17 protein-coding genes are annotated in these 14725 nt (G+C 66.3%); 11 read left to right on the forward strand and 6 right to left on the reverse strand.

Annotated elements, in window-relative coordinates:
* Positions 1–150: 150 nt before the first annotated feature.
* From Ga0609869_RS08995 to Ga0609869_RS09025, 7 genes are all read left to right on the forward strand, one after another.
* Positions 151–852: a response regulator transcription factor gene (locus tag Ga0609869_RS08995; protein WP_125403080.1), complete on the forward strand. Its 702-nt coding sequence runs from the start codon at positions 151–153 to the stop codon at positions 850–852.
* A gap of 113 nt (positions 853–965) precedes the next feature.
* Entirely contained in the window at positions 966–2588 is a 1623-nt protein-coding gene (locus Ga0609869_RS09000; protein ID WP_125403095.1) for a sensor histidine kinase, read from the forward strand.
* A 12-nt stretch (positions 2589–2600) separates the two neighbouring features.
* Positions 2601–3050 (forward strand): HPr kinase/phosphorylase, encoded by a 450-nt coding sequence (locus Ga0609869_RS09005; RefSeq protein WP_125403081.1) that lies wholly within the window; start codon positions 2601–2603, stop codon positions 3048–3050.
* Positions 3050–3976, forward strand: a complete 927-nt coding sequence (rapZ, locus tag Ga0609869_RS09010) for an RNase adapter RapZ (RefSeq protein ID WP_125403082.1) — start codon at positions 3050–3052, stop codon at positions 3974–3976. The genes Ga0609869_RS09005 and rapZ overlap by 1 nt, the downstream gene beginning before the upstream one ends.
* Positions 3973–4365 (forward strand): PTS sugar transporter subunit IIA, encoded by a 393-nt coding sequence (locus Ga0609869_RS09015; RefSeq protein WP_125403083.1) that lies wholly within the window; start codon positions 3973–3975, stop codon positions 4363–4365. Before rapZ ends, Ga0609869_RS09015 begins: the two co-directional genes overlap by 4 nt.
* 10 nt (positions 4366–4375) lie before the next feature.
* Positions 4376–4654 carry an HPr family phosphocarrier protein gene (locus Ga0609869_RS09020; RefSeq protein ID WP_125403084.1) on the forward strand — a complete coding sequence of 93 codons (279 nt, stop codon included), beginning with the start codon at positions 4376–4378 and terminating at the stop codon, positions 4652–4654.
* A 27-nt stretch (positions 4655–4681) separates the two neighbouring features.
* Positions 4682–5584: a lysophospholipid acyltransferase family protein gene (locus tag Ga0609869_RS09025; RefSeq protein WP_438826869.1), complete on the forward strand. Its 903-nt coding sequence runs from the start codon at positions 4682–4684 to the stop codon at positions 5582–5584.
* A 147-nt stretch (positions 5585–5731) separates the two neighbouring features.
* Here the strand turns inward: Ga0609869_RS09025 and Ga0609869_RS09030 are convergent, their stop codons facing one another.
* Positions 5732–6607, reverse strand: a complete 876-nt coding sequence (locus tag Ga0609869_RS09030; protein ID WP_125403085.1) for a 3-hydroxybutyryl-CoA dehydrogenase — start codon at positions 6605–6607, stop codon at positions 5732–5734.
* A gap of 178 nt (positions 6608–6785) precedes the next feature.
* On the opposite strand from Ga0609869_RS09030, the gene Ga0609869_RS09035 reads away from it, so the two are divergent.
* Complete coding sequence (locus Ga0609869_RS09035) at positions 6786–7616, forward strand: DUF6473 family protein (protein ID WP_125403086.1); 831 nt, start codon at positions 6786–6788, stop codon at positions 7614–7616.
* 63 nt (positions 7617–7679) lie between these two features.
* Here Ga0609869_RS09035 and Ga0609869_RS09040 read toward each other — a convergent pair whose 3' ends face one another.
* The 5 genes from Ga0609869_RS09040 to Ga0609869_RS09060 form a co-directional block, all read right to left on the reverse strand.
* Entirely contained in the window at positions 7680–8606 is a 927-nt protein-coding gene (locus Ga0609869_RS09040; protein WP_125403087.1) for an electron transfer flavoprotein subunit alpha/FixB family protein, read from the reverse strand.
* A 1-nt stretch (position 8607) separates the two neighbouring features.
* Entirely contained in the window at positions 8608–9369 is a 762-nt protein-coding gene (locus Ga0609869_RS09045; RefSeq protein ID WP_125403088.1) for an electron transfer flavoprotein subunit beta/FixA family protein, read from the reverse strand.
* A 228-nt stretch (positions 9370–9597) separates the two neighbouring features.
* Entirely contained in the window at positions 9598–10170 is a 573-nt protein-coding gene (locus tag Ga0609869_RS09050; RefSeq protein ID WP_125403089.1) for a cob(I)yrinic acid a,c-diamide adenosyltransferase, read from the reverse strand.
* A 2-nt stretch (positions 10171–10172) separates the two neighbouring features.
* Positions 10173–10379, reverse strand: coding sequence for a twin transmembrane helix small protein (locus Ga0609869_RS09055; RefSeq protein ID WP_125403090.1), 207 nt, complete (start codon positions 10377–10379; stop codon positions 10173–10175).
* Positions 10380–10439: 60 nt separating this feature from the next.
* Complete coding sequence (locus tag Ga0609869_RS09060; protein ID WP_125403091.1) at positions 10440–11270, reverse strand: SDR family NAD(P)-dependent oxidoreductase; 831 nt, start codon at positions 11268–11270, stop codon at positions 10440–10442.
* Positions 11271–11329: 59 nt separating this feature from the next.
* Between Ga0609869_RS09060 and Ga0609869_RS09065 the strand changes: the two genes are divergently transcribed.
* From Ga0609869_RS09065 to Ga0609869_RS09075, 3 genes are all read left to right on the forward strand, one after another.
* Positions 11330–13639: a DNA topoisomerase IV subunit A gene (locus Ga0609869_RS09065; protein ID WP_125403092.1), complete on the forward strand. Its 2310-nt coding sequence runs from the start codon at positions 11330–11332 to the stop codon at positions 13637–13639.
* Positions 13640–13726: 87 nt separating this feature from the next.
* On the forward strand, positions 13727–14296 hold the full coding sequence (locus Ga0609869_RS09070) for a hypothetical protein (protein ID WP_125403093.1): 570 nt from the start codon (positions 13727–13729) through the stop codon (positions 14294–14296).
* A gap of 89 nt (positions 14297–14385) precedes the next feature.
* On the forward strand, positions 14386–14725 hold a 340-nt coding region (locus Ga0609869_RS09075), incomplete at its 3' end, for a GTP-binding protein (protein WP_369022845.1).

Here is a 14725-nt window from a genome sequence, read left to right on the forward strand (position 1 = left end):
CGGCATGTGATGCAATTTGGCAATGTATTCGCTATTTTGTGCTGCCCCGTGACCGGTCGCAATGGGCGATTCGTGAATAAGTGTTGATCCGGAACGCGCGAAATGGGACAAAGATTGCCAAAAAACCAAGAGCAGTACAAGGAATTCCGCATGTCTAGGATTGCGCTCGTTGACGACGACAGAAACATCCTGACCTCGGTTTCCATGACCCTCGAAGCCGAGGGTTTCGAGGTGGAAACCTACAATGACGGCCAGTCGGCTCTGGAAGCCTTCAACAAGCGCCTGCCGGACATGGCCGTTCTCGACATCAAGATGCCCCGGATGGACGGCATGGACCTGTTGCAGAGGGTGCGGCAGAAGACGAACATGCCGGTGATCTTTCTCACCTCGAAGGACGACGAGATCGACGAGGTGCTGGGCCTGCGCATGGGCGCTGACGATTATGTGAAGAAACCCTTTTCGCAGCGGCTGCTGGTGGAGCGGATCCGCGCCCTTCTGCGCCGGCAGGAGGCGATCGCCTCCGACGACGGGCCGAACCCGGAAGAAAGCAAGGTCATGGTGCGGGGAAACCTGACGATGGACCCGCTGCGCCACGCGGTGAACTGGAAGGGCAAGGACGTGTCCCTGACCGTCACCGAGTTCCTGCTGTTGCAGGCGCTGGCCCAGCGTCCCGGCTTCGTCAAGAGCCGCGACCAGTTGATGGACGTCGCCTATGACGATCAGGTCTACGTGGACGACCGGACCATCGACAGCCACATCAAGCGCCTGCGCAAAAAGATGCGCCAGAGTGACCCCGATTTTGCCGCGATCGAGACGTTATATGGGATAGGATACAGATATAACGAAGAGTGATTTCGTAACTTCGGTCGACGGGGGTTCGCGTGCGCGACACCAAGGAACCCAGGGACGCTAGTGTCGTCTTAGGAGAGGATTGGACGGGGCCCCAGGCCAGCGTCGACAGCGAGATGCGCGAACGGCGCAAGATGCGCAGCTACATCTCGCTCAACCGTTCGCCGCTGGCCCGCAAGATCATCACCTTCAACGTTCTCGGCCTGCTGATCCTGGTCGCGGGCGTGCTCTACCTCAATCCTTCGCGCGACCGGCTGGTCAGCCAGCGCGAGTCGAGCTTCGTGTCGCAGGCCGAACTGGTGGCCGACATCTTCGAGGCACAACTGACCTCGGGTCTGCCGCTGAACCTTGACGGCTCGGGCGGGGTGGACCCGATGCGCACGCTGGCCGGCATCGACCGGGCCGAGGGCGTGGAAATCTTCCTTTTCGATGCCGCGCAGAACGTGGTGGCCAGCACCGAGGACATGCCGCGCCCGCCAACCGCGCCCGAAGACAACGGCGCGGTTGAGGGCCAGTCGACCCTGATCACCAGCCTTCTGAATTTCGTCTGGGACGGGCTGTCGAGCATCGTCTCGCCGCCCGAAACGCCCAACGAGGCCACGGCGCCCGTCGATCTGGGCCGCGCGCTTGTGCCTGATACGGTCAGCGACGGTACCCAGGTGGAAACCGGTTTCGACGCCCTTGGAAACACGCTCTTTACCGTGGCGACCCCGGTGCGCGACGGCGACCGCGTGGCCGGGGTGGTCACGATCACCAGCGCGGCGGGCGAGATCGACTGGCTGGTGCGCACCGAGCGCGAACAGGTGCTGCAACTCTTCGTGATCGCGATCCTGGTGTCGATCGGGCTCAGCCTGGTGCTGGCCTCGACCATCGCCAACCCGCTGTCCGACCTCGCCGCGGCGGCCGAGATCGGCCGCGACAAGAACCGCCGCAAGGTCAGCCCGGCGCGGGTGCGCATCCCCGACCTGACCGCCCGGCCCGACGAGATCGGCCGGCTGTCCGGCGCGCTGCGCGGCATGGTGGCCGCGCTTTACGACCGGATCGACGCCAACGAACAGTTCGCCGCCGACGTGGCGCACGAGATCAAGAACCCGCTGGCCAGCCTGCGCTCGGCCACCGGCACGCTGCGGGTGGCCAAACGCGACGACCAGCGCGAAAAGCTGCTGGACGTGATCGACCACGATGTGCGCCGCCTCGACCGGCTGGTCAGCGATATCTCCAACGCCTCGCGGCTGGACAGCGAGTTGGTGCGCGAGGAGGAGGAAGAGTTCAACCTCTCCAATCTGCTGAGCAACCTGTCCGAACACCTGGGCGAGGATGCCCGCGGCAAGGGGGTCGAGTTCATCTCGGACCTGCCGGCCGAGCCGATCCTGCTGCAAGGGCTCGAGGCGCGGCTGGCGCAGGTGTTCGTCAACCTCATCACCAACGCCATTTCGTTCTGCGAGCCGGGCGACGCGGTGCGGGTCTGGGCGCGCACCCGGGAAAACCGCGTTCTGGTCGTGGTCGAGGATACCGGCCCCGGCATTCCCGAACAGGCGCTGACCAAGATCTTCAACCGGTTTTACTCGGAACGCCCCGCCGGCCAGTTCGGCGACCATTCCGGCCTCGGGCTCGCAATCTCCAAGCAGATCGTCGAGGCGCATGGCGGCGTGATCTGGGCCGAAAACATCCGCCCCACCGATGCCGACGTGACCTCCGAGCCGCTTGGCGCGCGTTTCGTGGTCGGCCTGCCGGTCTGAGGGGCGGGGCGCGTGGCCGGCCCGACCGCGCAGTCCGAGACAGGCCCCGAAACCGTCATCCATGCCAGCGCCGTATCCCTGGGCGGCCGCGCGGTCCTGATCATGGGGGCCTCGGGCAGCGGCAAATCTGCGCTTGCGCTTGAGCTGATGGCGCTGGGAGCAGGGCTCGTCGCCGATGACCGCACCCTGCTGCGCCCGGACGGACCAGGGGTGATCGCCTCGGCCCCGCCGCGCCTTGCCGGGCTGATCGAGGCCCGCTTCGTGGGGTTGCTCAACGCCGATGCGGCCCCTCCGGCGCCGGTGGCGCTGGCGATCGACCTGTCCCGCGACGAGACCGAGCGCCTGCCGCCGCGACGAAGCCTCACGCTCTGCGGCCGGAGCGTGCCCTTGCTTCGGCGCGTTGCCCAGCCATATTTCCCAGCAGCCATCGTGCAATACCTGACCGCCGGACGCGCCGAGTGATGCCGCCAGATTTCGCCCCTACGCCCCCGCCGCCCCTGCACCGGCTCGTCCTGGTGACCGGGCCGTCCGGTGCGGGACGGTCGACCGCGCTCAACGCGCTTGAGGATCTGCGCTTCGAGGTGATCGACAACCTGCCGCTCTCGCTGATCCCGCGCCTGCTGGAGGGGCCCGCCTCCGAGCCGCCGCTCGCGCTGGGCGTTGACACCCGCAACCGCGATTTCAGCGCCAACGCCCTGGCCGACCTGATCCGCCAGCTCAAGGCCGAGCCCGACGTTCAGGCCGAGCTGCTCTATCTCGACTGCCGCGACGATGTTTTGCTCAGGCGGTATTCCGAAACCCGCCGCCGCCACCCGATGGCGCCGGCCGAAAGCCCCGCCGAGGGCGTGGCGCGCGAACAGGACGTGCTGGGGCGCATCCGCGACCTCGCAGACCTGATGATCGACACCTCGGATCTGACGCTGCACGACCTGCGCGCGGAAATCGCCCAGCTCTTCGGCGGGCACCGCGAGGGGCGGCTTGCCGTGTCGCTGCACTCGTTCTCGTACAAGCGCGGCATGCCGCACGGTCTGGACATGGTGTTCGACTGCCGCTTTCTGCGGAACCCTTACTGGGACGAGGCGCTCCGCCCGCTCAACGGCCAAAGTCCCGAGGTGGCCGACTATATCGCCGCCGACCCGCGCTTTGCCCCGTTCTTCGAGCGTATCCAGGACCTCACCCAGTTCCTCTTGCCCGCCTATATCGACGAAGGCCGCACCCACCTGTCGATCGGGCTGGGCTGTACCGGCGGCCAGCATCGGTCGGTCGCGGTGGCCGAGCGGCTGCGGAAGGCCCTTGCAGAGGCCGGATGGCAGGTGTCTATAAGGCACAGAGAATTGGAGCGCCGGGCGCGGGCAGCGCCAGTGAGGTTTACGAGGAAGGGCGCGTGATCGGTATCGTCATCGTCGCCCATGGCGGGCTTGCCCGGGAATATCTAGCCGCGGTCGAACATGTGGTCGGCAAACAGGCGGGCATGCGCGCCGTGTCGATCGAACCCGACGACGACCGGGCGGCGAAACAGGCCGAGATCTGCGGCGCGGCCGATGCGGTGGATGCGGGCGACGGCGTGGTGGTGGTGACCGACATGTTCGGCGGATCGCCCTCGAACCTGTCGATCCTGGCCTGCGTGCCCGAGGACCGTGTGATCCTTTACGGCGCCAACCTGCCGATGCTGATCAAGCTCGCCAAATCGCGCCGCCTTCCTCTCAAACAGGCCGCGGCGAACGCGCTCAGCGCGGGCCGTAAATATATCGACTGCTTCGACGGCGGCGCGGCATGAAAGGACAAAGATGAGCGGCGCCGTCGTCAGAACCTTCGAGATCGTCAACGAAAAGGGCCTGCATGCGCGGGCCTCGGCGAAATTCGTCGAAACGGTCGAGGGCTTCGACGCGCGCGCCGAGGTTTCGAAGGACGGGATGAGCGCGTCGGGCGACTCGATCATGGGGCTTTTGATGTTGGCAGCCTCAAAAGGAAGCTTTATTGAGGTCCAGATAGAGGGGCCCGACGCCGAGGCGCTGGCCCAGGCGCTGGAGAAGCTGATCGCCGACCTCTTCGGAGAAGGGATGTGACAGCCGCGGCAAGGAGGCCTTGCAGCTTTGGTGGAAAGTAGCCAGCCCAGGCCGATCCTGTTCCATCGCCAGTCGCATCTGCACGGCCAGGGCGACGGCAGCGCGCTGGCCGAAAACCCCTACGACCGCCGCCGCCTGTCCTATGCGGGGACGTTTACCAACCCGGTCAAGGCCAACATCATCCGCACGATGGAATGGACCACCGGAAAGGTGACGCTGCTGCGCCTGATCCGCCAGTTCGAACGGATGGGCGCGCCCCACGGCCAGGCCTTCTGGCGCCAGGCCCTCGACGTGATGGGCATCGCCCTGGTCACACCGCCCGAGCAGATCGCGCGGATCCCCGCCGAAGGGCCGCTGGTGGTCGTCGCCAACCATCCGCACGGGCTGGTCGACGGCATGGTCCTGGCAGAGCTGGTGGGCCGGGTGCGCACCGATTACAAGATCCTGGCCCGGTCGCTGCTGACCGGCGTGGCCGAGATCGACGAGTTCATGATCCCCGTGCCCTTTCTGCACGAGCAGGACGCGCTGCAGCAAAATCTCGAGATGCGCCGCCAGGCGATGCTGCACCTCGATGGGGGCGGGACGATCGTGTTGTTCCCCTCTGGCGTGGTAGCGGCCTCGGAGACGATGTTCGGCCCGGCCATCGAGGCTGCGTGGAACCCGTTCACCGCCAAGATGATCCAGCGCTCGGGCGCGCAGGTGGTGCCGGTCCGGTTTACCGGTCAGAACTCGCGCTGGTACCAGATGGCCAACCGCGTCTCGGCCACCCTGCGCCAGGGGCTGTTGCTTTACGAGGTGGCGCATTCCCTGAACCGGCCCCAGGCGCCGATCGTCGGCCACCCCATCGGTCGCGCCGAGATCGAACGCTGGGCGGACAACCCGCGCGGCTTCGTCGCGTGGCTCAAGGAGCGCACGCTGGCGCTGGCCTGACCGGCTGTCAAATAGAGCGCCTGCGGCGCACGGCTTTTGGCCCTTCGGGCGGTATCGGGTATTTGTGCCAAGAAGAAGCGAGCATGGTCTTCTTCTTGGAAAAAATACCCAGTTCAGACACGATGCCGCCCAGCGCGCGGCCGGGGGTCAGCGCGTGGGGACCGGCGTGTCGCCGCGGTAATCATAAAAGCCGCGGTCTGTCTTGCGTCCGAGCCAGCCGGCCTCGACGTATTTCGTCAGAAGCGGGCAGGGCCGGTACTTGGTGTCGGCCAGCCCTTCGTGCAGCACGTTCATGATGGCCAGGCAGGTATCGAGGCCGATGAAATCGGCCAGTTCCAGCGGGCCCATCGGGTGGTTGGCGCCGAGCTTCATCGACTCGTCGATGGAGCGGACGTTTCCGACGCCTTCATAAAGCGTGTAGACTGCCTCGTTGATCATCGGCATCAGGATGCGGTTGACGATGAAGGCCGGGAAATCCTCGGCCGAGGCGGCGGTCTTGCCGATGGTTTCGACGACCGCGAGCAGGGCCTTGTAGGTGGGCTCGTCGGTGGCGATGCCGCGGATGAGTTCCACCAGTTGCATCACCGGGACCGGGTTCATGAAGTGGAAGCCCATGAATTTTTCCGGGCGGTCGGTGCGGCTGGCGAGGCGGGTGATCGAGATCGACGAGGTGTTCGAGGTCAGGATCGTCTCGGGTTTCAGATGCGGCTGGAGGTCCTCGAAGATCGCGTTCTTGACGGTCTCGCGCTCGGTCGCGGCCTCGATGATCAGATCCGAGGCGCCGAGATCGGCCAGGCGCGTGGTGGTGGAGATGCGCGCGAGCGCCGCATCCTTCTGCTCGGCCGTGATCTTTTCGCGGCTAAGCTGTCGGTCGAGGTTCTTTTCGATGATGGTCAGCGCCTTGGAGAGGTTTTCCTCGGCGATGTCGTTGAGCGTCACATCGTAGCCCGCAAGCGCGAACACATGGGCGATACCGTTGCCCATCTGGCCCGCGCCGACGATGCCGACCGTTTTGATATCCATTGGTGAAATCCCTGCGGCCCGCGCCTGACGGGCCGACCATACGCCCGGCTTTGCTGCAGGTGCAACCCCGAAGGCCGGGCGTGGCCCAATCCGTTCAAATCCAACCCTTCACCCTCTGGCAACGCCTTGGGCGCGAGGCTGAGCGCGGGTGACTCGACATGCGAAAACGGGGTGGACCATGACCTATGATGTCCCGATTCTGGGAAAGCTCGACTATGCGCCGTGCCGGTACGGGCAGTCCAAACTGGAGTTCCGCGGGCCGGCGCGCGCGCCCGCTGAGCGCTTCGTCGCGGCGCTGGGCGGGACGGAGACATTTGGCAAGTTCGTCGCGCTGCCGTTTCCGGCCCTTTTGGAACAGGAGATCGGGGCGGATGTCGTCAATCTGGGCAGCGTCAATGCCGGGCTCGATTCCTTCATCGAGGATTCCGCCGTGCTGGCGTTGGCCGACGAGGCCGCGGTGCGGGTCTTGCAGGTGCTCGGGGCGCAGAACATGTCGAACCGGTTCTACTCGGTGCATCCGCGCCGCAATGACAGGTTCGTGCGTGCCTCGCCCTTGCTCGCGGCGATCTACCCCGAGGTGGATTTCACCGAGTTTCATTTCACCGGGCATCTGCTGACGGTGCTCAGGCGCCATTGCCCCGACCGGTTCGGGATCGTTCTGGCCGAGCTCAAGACCGCGTGGACGGCACGGATGCGCCGGCTGGGCGAACGGATGGCCGCGCCGACGGTTCTGTTATGGTTGGGCGAGCGCGCGCCGGAAGACGCGGGGCAGGGGCGCGAGTTGTGCGGCGCGCCGCTCTTGGTCGATGACGGGATGCTCGACAGCCTGCGGCCGCATTTCGCCGATATCGTCGTCGTCCGGCCCAGCGCGGCGGCGCGGGGCGAGGGCACCTGCGGGATGGTCTATCCGCGGATGTCGGAGGCGGCGGCCGAGGCGCTGCCGGGGCCCGCGATTCATGCCGAGACGGCGCTGGCGCTGGCGCCGGCGGTCCGCCGGCTGATGGGGTGAGGCGGGGCGCGAAACGGCCCGGTCGGTTCCGCCCGGGCCGCCCGCGCTGTCCGTGGATCGCGCTCAGAGCTTTTCGATCAGCTCCGGCACGGCGTCGAAGAGATCGGCCACGAGGCCGTAATCGGCGACCTGGAAGATCGGCGCCTCTTCGTCCTTGTTGATGGCGACGATGACCTTGCTGTCCTTCATCCCCGCCAGGTGCTGGATCGCGCCGGAGATGCCGACGGCGATGTAAAGTTCGGGCGCGACCACCTTGCCGGTCTGGCCCACCTGCCAGTCGTTGGGGGCGTAGCCCGAATCAACCGCCGCGCGCGAGGCGCCGACGGCGGCGCCCAGCTTGTCGGCCAGTTTCTCGATCAGGGCGAAGTCGTCTTCGGAACCGACGCCGCGACCGCCCGAGACGATCACCTCGGCCGAGGTCAGTTCCGGCCGATCGCTTTCGGCGGCGGTGTCGGCGACCCATTCCGAGAGGCCCGGGTTCTCGGCGGTGGCGATCGCCTCGACCGGGGCCGGGCCGCCTTCGCCGGCGGCGTCGAAGGTCGAGGTGCGCACGGTCAGCACCTTCTTGGCGTCCGAGGTCTTGACCGTCTGGATCGCGTTGCCGGCGTAGATCGGCCGCTCGAACGTGTCGGCCGATACGGCGCCGACGATGTCGGACAGGACCATCACGTCCAGCAGGGCGGCGACGCGGGGCATGATGTTCTTGGCGTCGGTCGTGGCCGGCGCCGCGATGTGTTCGTAATCGCCCGCGAGGCCGGCGATCAGCGCCGCGGTGGGCTCGGCCAGGCGATGGCCGTAGATCGGGTCTTCGGCGACCAGAACGCGTGCCACGCCGTCGATCTTGGCGGCGGCGTCGCCCGCCTCTTTCGCGGAACTGCCGACGCAGAGCGCGGTGATCTCGCCCAGATCCTTGAGGGCGGTCACGGCCTTGGCGGTCGAGTCGAGCTGCAATTCGCCGCCCGAGACTTCGGCAAGAAGAAGAACGGCCATGTTACAGCACCCCCGCTTCGTCTTTGAGTTTCGCGATCAACTCGTCGACCGAGCCGACCTTGACGCCCGCCTGACGCTCGCGCGGCTCGGCGGTCTTCAGCACCTCGAGCCGCGGTGTGACGTCGACGCCGTAATCGGCCGGCGTCTTTTCGTCCATCGGCTTTTTCTTCGCCTTCATGATGTTCGGGAGCGAGGCATAGCGCGGCTCGTTGAGGCGCAGATCGACAGTGATGATGGCGGGCATCTTCACCTTGATGGTCTGAAGCCCGCCATCGACCTCGCGCGTGACCTGGGCGCTGTCGCCATCGATCTCGAGCCCCGAGGCGAAGGTGGCCTGCGACCAGCCCAGCAGCGCCGACAGCATCTGGCCGGTCGCGTTCATGTCGTTGTCGATCGCCTGCTTGCCGGCCAGCACGAGGCCGGGCTGCTCTTCTTCGATGACGGCCTTTAGGATCTTTGCCACCGCCAGCGGTTCGATGTCGTCATGCACGTCCTCGGCGGCGACGACCAGGATCGCGCGGTCCGCCCCCATCGCCAGCGCCGTGCGCAGGGTTTCCTGCGCCTGCTTGACGCCGATCGACACGGCGACGATTTCCTCGGCCTTGCCGGCCTCCTTGAGCCGGATCGCCTCTTCCACGGCGATCTCGTCGAAAGGGTTCATCGACATCTTGACGTTGGCGAGATCGACGCCCGTGCCGTCCGCCTTGACGCGGACCTTCACGTTGTAGTCGATCACGCGCTTTACAGGCACAAGTACCTTCATCGGCGTGTGTCTCCTTGGTCTCGGCCCCGGTCGGGCGGGGCGGGTCGGTCGTTCCGGCACGTGTTAGCGAGTCTCGAAACCGGACAACAGACAAAAATCGACCGGACACTATGTTTCGACACCGCCACTCGATACTTTTTGATTGTTGCGCGGCGGTTCGGGGCATGGAGCCTGGCCGCGGGCGCGTCCCTGCGCCTCATGCGATGCGCTCGCCGACTGACCTCAAGCTCAGCGGTTCGCGCCCGGAACCCACAAGACGTCGGCCTTGCCGCCATCGTTGGCGATGCGGGCGGCGACGAAAAACCAGTCGGACAGGCGGTTGAGGTATTTCACCACCGCGGGGTTGACCGATTCCATGGTGGCCAGTTCCACCGTCTCGCGCTCGGCCCGGCGCGCGACCGTGCGGCACACGTGCAGATGCGCGGCCAGCGCCGAGCCGCCGGGCAGGATAAAGCTGCGCAGCGGTTCGAGCGCCTCGTTCATTGCGTCGATCTCGCGTTCCAGCCTGAGCACCTGCGCATCGATCACGCGCAGCGGCGGATATTCGGCCGCTTCGTCCTTGTGCAGATCCGGCCGGCACAGATCGGCGCCGAGGTCAAAAAGATCGTTCTGGATCGCCGACAGGCGCGCGTCGGTCTCGCCATCGGCGTGCTGCCGGGCGACGCCCACGGTCGCGTTCAACTCGTCAACCGTGCCGTAAGAGGTGACGCGCATGCCGTGCTTGGCCACGCGGCTGCCGTCGCCCAGCGCGGTTTCGCCGTGGTCGCCGGTCTTGGTGTAGATCTTGTTTAGGACGACCATTCTCAGCCTCCCATCCGTCGCAGCGCCACGAAGAGCAGAATCAGCGCCACAGCCAGCGCCTGGGCCGCGATGCGGTATCGCATGATGCGGTTGGCGTGCTTCTTGTTGAAATCGCCGCCCTTGGCGAAGCTCAGGATGCCGATCATCAGGATGGCGAGCACCGCGAGGGCGGCCAGCGCGACAACGATGAAAAGCGGATCGTTCAGCATGGCCTTTCCTTTCCCGTTCCCGCCGACATAGCGGGAATGGCGCGCTTTGCGAACCTGAAATCAGCCCTTTGCGATCACCCAGTCGAGAGCCGAGGTCGGCAAGAGCCGCCTCAGCGCGCCCATGACGTAGGTGGGCGTGGTGACGTAATAGCGGGCGCGGGGGCGGGGAGAGTCCAGCGCGTGGGCCAGTTTTTTCGTCACCGCCGATGGCGGCAGCTCGAACGCGTCGGGGCCGCGGCTTTCGTAGAGCCGCTTGAGCAGGCTGTCGCGGTATTGCTGGGCGCGGGGCGAGGCCTGCCAGTCGATCCATTTCTCGAAATGCGGGATGGAATTGACCCTGATCTTCGAGGTGACGGGGCCGGGCTCGATCAGGATCACCTTGATCGGCGTGTCGCGCATTTCCAGGCGCAGCGTGTCGGTCAGCCCCTCCAGCGCATATTTCGTGGAGACATAGGCCGCGCGCCATTTCATCGGCACCAGCCCCAGCACCGACGAGCAGTTGACGATGCGCCCGTGCCCCTGGGCGCGCATGACGGGGATTACCCTGTTGGTCAGATCGTGGACGCCGAAGAAGTTGGTCTCGAAGATCTCGCGCAGCGCGCCGCGGGGCAGATCCTCGACCGCGCCGGGGCAGCCGAAGGCGCCGTTGTTGTAAAGCGCGTCCAGCGTCCCGCCGGTGCGCGACAGCGCCTCGTCGACCGCGGCGCCGATGCTGGCCTCGTCGGCGTAGTCGAGCGCAAAGCTTTCCAGCCCCGCCGCGCGCAGCCTTTCGCAATCGGCCTCTTGCCGGCAGGTGGCGAAGACGCGCCAGCCGCGGGCGGCCAGACCATGGGCCGCGTCGTGGCCGATGCCCGAGGAGCACCCGGTGATCAGGATGGATTTCTGCGCCATGACTGCCTGCCGCCCAATCGACTCTGGACCGTGATTTGTCGGCGCTATACACAATATCCATGACCGATGCCACCGACGACCCCAAGATGCACCCACTTTTGGCCGAGCCCCTGCGCCGCGCCATCGGCGAGCGGTATCTGACCTACGCGCTGTCGACGATCATGGATCGGGCGCTGCCGGATGCGCGCGACGGGCTGAAACCCGTGCATCGGCGCATCCTCTATGCCATGCGCGAGCTGCGGCTTGCATCGGCGGGGGGCTTTCGCAAATCGGCCAAGATCTCGGGCGACGTGATGGGCAATTACCACCCCCATGGCGACGCCGCGATCTACGATGCGATGGCGCGGCTCGCGCAGGATTTCAACGTGCGCTACCCGCTGGTCGACGGGCAGGGCAATTTCGGCAATATCGACGGCGACAACCCCGCCGCCAGCCGCTACACCGAGGCCCGCCTGACCGCCGCCGCCGAGGCGCTGATGGAGGGGCTGGCCGAGAACGCCGTCGATTTCCGCCCCAATTACGACGGCACGCTGGAAGAGCCGGTGGTGCTGCCGGCCGCGTTTCCGAACCTTCTGGCCAACGGGTCGAGCGGCATCGCGGTGGGCATGGCCACCAACATCCCGCCCCACAACATAGACGAGCTGGTGGGCGCCTGCCTGCACCTGATCAAGACGCCCGACGCGCGCGACGACACGCTTTTGAACTACATCCCCGGCCCGGACTTTCCCACCGGCGGCGTGGTCGTAGAGCCGGCCGAGAACATCGCCCAGGCCTATCGCACCGGTCGTGGGTCGTTGCGCCTGCGCGCCGCGTGGCAGGTCGAGGACCTGGGCCGCGGCCAGTGGCAGATCGTCGTCACCGAGATCCCCTACCAGGTGCAAAAATCCAAACTGATCGAGAAGATCGCAGACCTGATCCAGGGCAAGAAGCTGCCGATCCTGGCCGATGTGCGCGACGAAAGCGCCGAGGATATCCGCCTGGTCCTCGAGCCGCGTTCGAAAAACGTGGATGCGGACGTTTTGATGAACACGCTGTTCCGCCAGTCCGATCTGGAGGTCCGGTTCAGCCTCAACATGAACGTGCTGATCGACGGGCGCACGCCCAAGGTCTGTTCGCTGAAAGAGGTGCTGCGCGCGTTTCTCGACCACCGGCGCGCTGTGCTGGTGCGGCGCAGCCAGCACCGGATGGCCAAGATCGACCACCGGCTGGAGGTGCTGGAAGGGCTCCTGGTCGCATTTCTCAACCTCGACCGGGTGATCGACATCATCCGCTATGACGACGACCCCAAGGCCGCGCTGATGGCCGAGGATTGGGGCAAGGACCATGTGCGCGCGGCATCGGAAAGGGATTACGTCTCGCCCCTGCCCGCGTCGGGCGAAGGCGAGCTGACCGACGTGCAGGCCGAGGCGATTCTCAACATGCGGCTGCGCTCGTTGCGGCGCCTCGAAGAGATGGAGCTGAGCGCCGAGCGCGACAAGCTGATGGAAGAGCGCGCGACGCTGGAGGATTTGCTGGAGAACGAGACCGTTCAGTGGGACAGGATCGGGGACGAGTTGCGCGAGGTGCGCGCAAAGTTCGGCAAGAAGGCCCCCGGCGGCGCGCGCCGTACCCGGTTCGCCGAGGCCGCGGAGGCCGAGGAGGTGCCGCTCGAGGCCATGATCGAGCGCGAACCGGTCACCGTGGTCTGTTCGAAAATGGGCTGGGTCCGGGCGATGAAGGGCCATGTCGCCCCGGATACGGCGCTGAAGTTCAAGGATGGCGACGAGGGCCGGTTCCTGATCCATGCCGAGACCACGGACAAGCTGGTGCTGTTCGGCGCGAACGGGCGGTTTTACACCCTGCCCGTCGCCCAGTTGCCCGGCGGGCGCGGGATGGGAGAGCCGGTGCGCCTGATGGTCGATCTGCCCAATGACCGAGAGATCGTGGCGCTCTTCATCCACCGGCCCGGGATGCGGCTGTTGCTGGCATCCTCGGCCGGGGATGGCTTTGTCGTGGCCGCCGACGAGGTGCTGGCCCAGACGCGGGCGGGCAAGCAGGTGTTGAACGTGAAGGGCGATGTGGTGGCGCGGGTGTGCCGGCCGGTGGCGGGCGATCACGTGGCCTGCGTGGGCGAAAACCGCAAGGTGCTGGTCTTTGCGCTGGAGGAATTGCCCGAGATGACCCGCGGCAAGGGCGTACGCCTGCAGAAATACAAGGATGGCGGGCTGTCGGACGCCACCACCTTCACCCTGGCCGAGGGGTTGATCTGGCGCGACCCGGCGGGGCGCACGCGCACCGAGACCGACCTTGCCGAATGGCTGGGCAAACGCGCGGGCGCGGGCCGCATGGCGCCGCGCGGCTTTCCGCGGGACAACCGGTTTACCGGGTAGCACAGGGGGCAGGACATGCGCGCGCGGACTTCTTGGAAGACCCTTGCCAGGAATTTTCGAACCTTCCCGAGGCACGGCGACCGTCCGATGCGCACCCGGCAGGCCGCGGCGATGGTTGCTCTGGCAGCCCTTGCCGGCTGCGCCGCACCCTCGGACGATCTGCCGCCGATGGTCGAGCTGGGCGATTTCCGGCTGGGCCATAACATCGTCGTGGCCGGGAACGCCCAGCAGATCCCGCCCAGCCGCGAGGCCAGTGCCGCCGAATGGGAGGCGGTCCTCAAGGAAGAGATCGCCCGCCGCTTCGACCGCTACCAGGGCGACAAGCTCTATCATTTCGGACTGAACGTGGATGGCTACGCGCTGGCGGTGCCCGGAGTGCCGGTGGTGCTGGCGCCGAAATCGGTGCTCGTGCTGTCAGCCAATATCTGGGACGACGCCCAGGCCGCCAAGCTGCACGCCAAGCCCAAACGGCTGACCGTCTTCGAAGAGCTGGACGGCGATACGGTGATCGGTAGCGGACTGACCCGGACGCGCGAGGAACAGATGCGCGCTTTGGCGCGCAATGCGGCCCTTCAGATGGAGCGATGGCTGCTGGAGAACCGCTCGGAATGGTTCGGAGAAACCGCTTCGGCGGGGCCCCGCGAAAGCGCCAACTGACGCTTGATTTCTGCCCCACCAGCCAATAAAGAGCGCGCGATGTTGAATCGGGCCCGGCCGGGCCCCCTAATCAATGAGGCGCCTGGATCATGGCTAAGGAAAAGTTTGAGCGTAACAAACCGCACGTGAACATCGGCACGATCGGCCATGTTGACCACGGCAAGACGACGCTGACGGCGGCGATCACGAAGTATTTCGGGGATTTCCGGGCGTATGACCAGATCGACGGCGCGCCCGAGGAGAAGGCGCGCGGGATCACGATCTCGACGGCGCATGTTGAATACGAGACCGACGCGCGGCACTACGCGCACGTGGACTGCCCCGGCCACGCCGACTACGTGAAGAACATGATCACGGGCGCGGCGCAGATGGACGGCGCGATCCTTGTGGTGAACGCGGCGGACGGCCCGATGCCGCAGACGCGCGAGC

Origin of the sequence: Rhodovulum iodosum (assembly GCF_041020385.1) — a bacterium.
GTDB lineage: Bacteria > Pseudomonadota > Alphaproteobacteria > Rhodobacterales > Rhodobacteraceae > Rhodovulum > Rhodovulum iodosum.

Coding starts and splice junctions, on each gene's coding strand:
- Ga0609869_RS09040 (WP_125403087.1), bottom strand. CDS start 8,606: ATGGCCGTTCTTCTTCTTGCCGAAGTCTCGGGCGGCGAATTGCAGCTC.
- Ga0609869_RS09045 (WP_125403088.1), bottom strand. CDS start 9,369: ATGAAGGTACTTGTGCCTGTAAAGCGCGTGATCGACTACAACGTGAAG.
- Ga0609869_RS09060 (WP_125403091.1), bottom strand. CDS start 11,270: ATGGCGCAGAAATCCATCCTGATCACCGGGTGCTCCTCGGGCATCGGC.
- Ga0609869_RS09055 (WP_125403090.1), bottom strand. CDS start 10,379: ATGCTGAACGATCCGCTTTTCATCGTTGTCGCGCTGGCCGCCCTCGCG.
- Ga0609869_RS09020 (WP_125403084.1), top strand. CDS start 4,376: ATGAGCGGCGCCGTCGTCAGAACCTTCGAGATCGTCAACGAAAAGGGC.
- Ga0609869_RS08995 (WP_125403080.1), top strand. CDS start 151: ATGTCTAGGATTGCGCTCGTTGACGACGACAGAAACATCCTGACCTCG.
- Ga0609869_RS09065 (WP_125403092.1), top strand. CDS start 11,330: ATGACCGATGCCACCGACGACCCCAAGATGCACCCACTTTTGGCCGAG.
- Ga0609869_RS09035 (WP_125403086.1), top strand. CDS start 6,786: ATGACCTATGATGTCCCGATTCTGGGAAAGCTCGACTATGCGCCGTGC.
- Ga0609869_RS09070 (WP_125403093.1), top strand. CDS start 13,727: ATGCGCACCCGGCAGGCCGCGGCGATGGTTGCTCTGGCAGCCCTTGCC.
- Ga0609869_RS09030 (WP_125403085.1), bottom strand. CDS start 6,607: ATGGATATCAAAACGGTCGGCATCGTCGGCGCGGGCCAGATGGGCAAC.
- Ga0609869_RS09000 (WP_125403095.1), top strand. CDS start 966: ATGCGCGAACGGCGCAAGATGCGCAGCTACATCTCGCTCAACCGTTCG.
- rapZ (WP_125403082.1), top strand. CDS start 3,050: ATGCCGCCAGATTTCGCCCCTACGCCCCCGCCGCCCCTGCACCGGCTC.
- Ga0609869_RS09050 (WP_125403089.1), bottom strand. CDS start 10,170: ATGGTCGTCCTAAACAAGATCTACACCAAGACCGGCGACCACGGCGAA.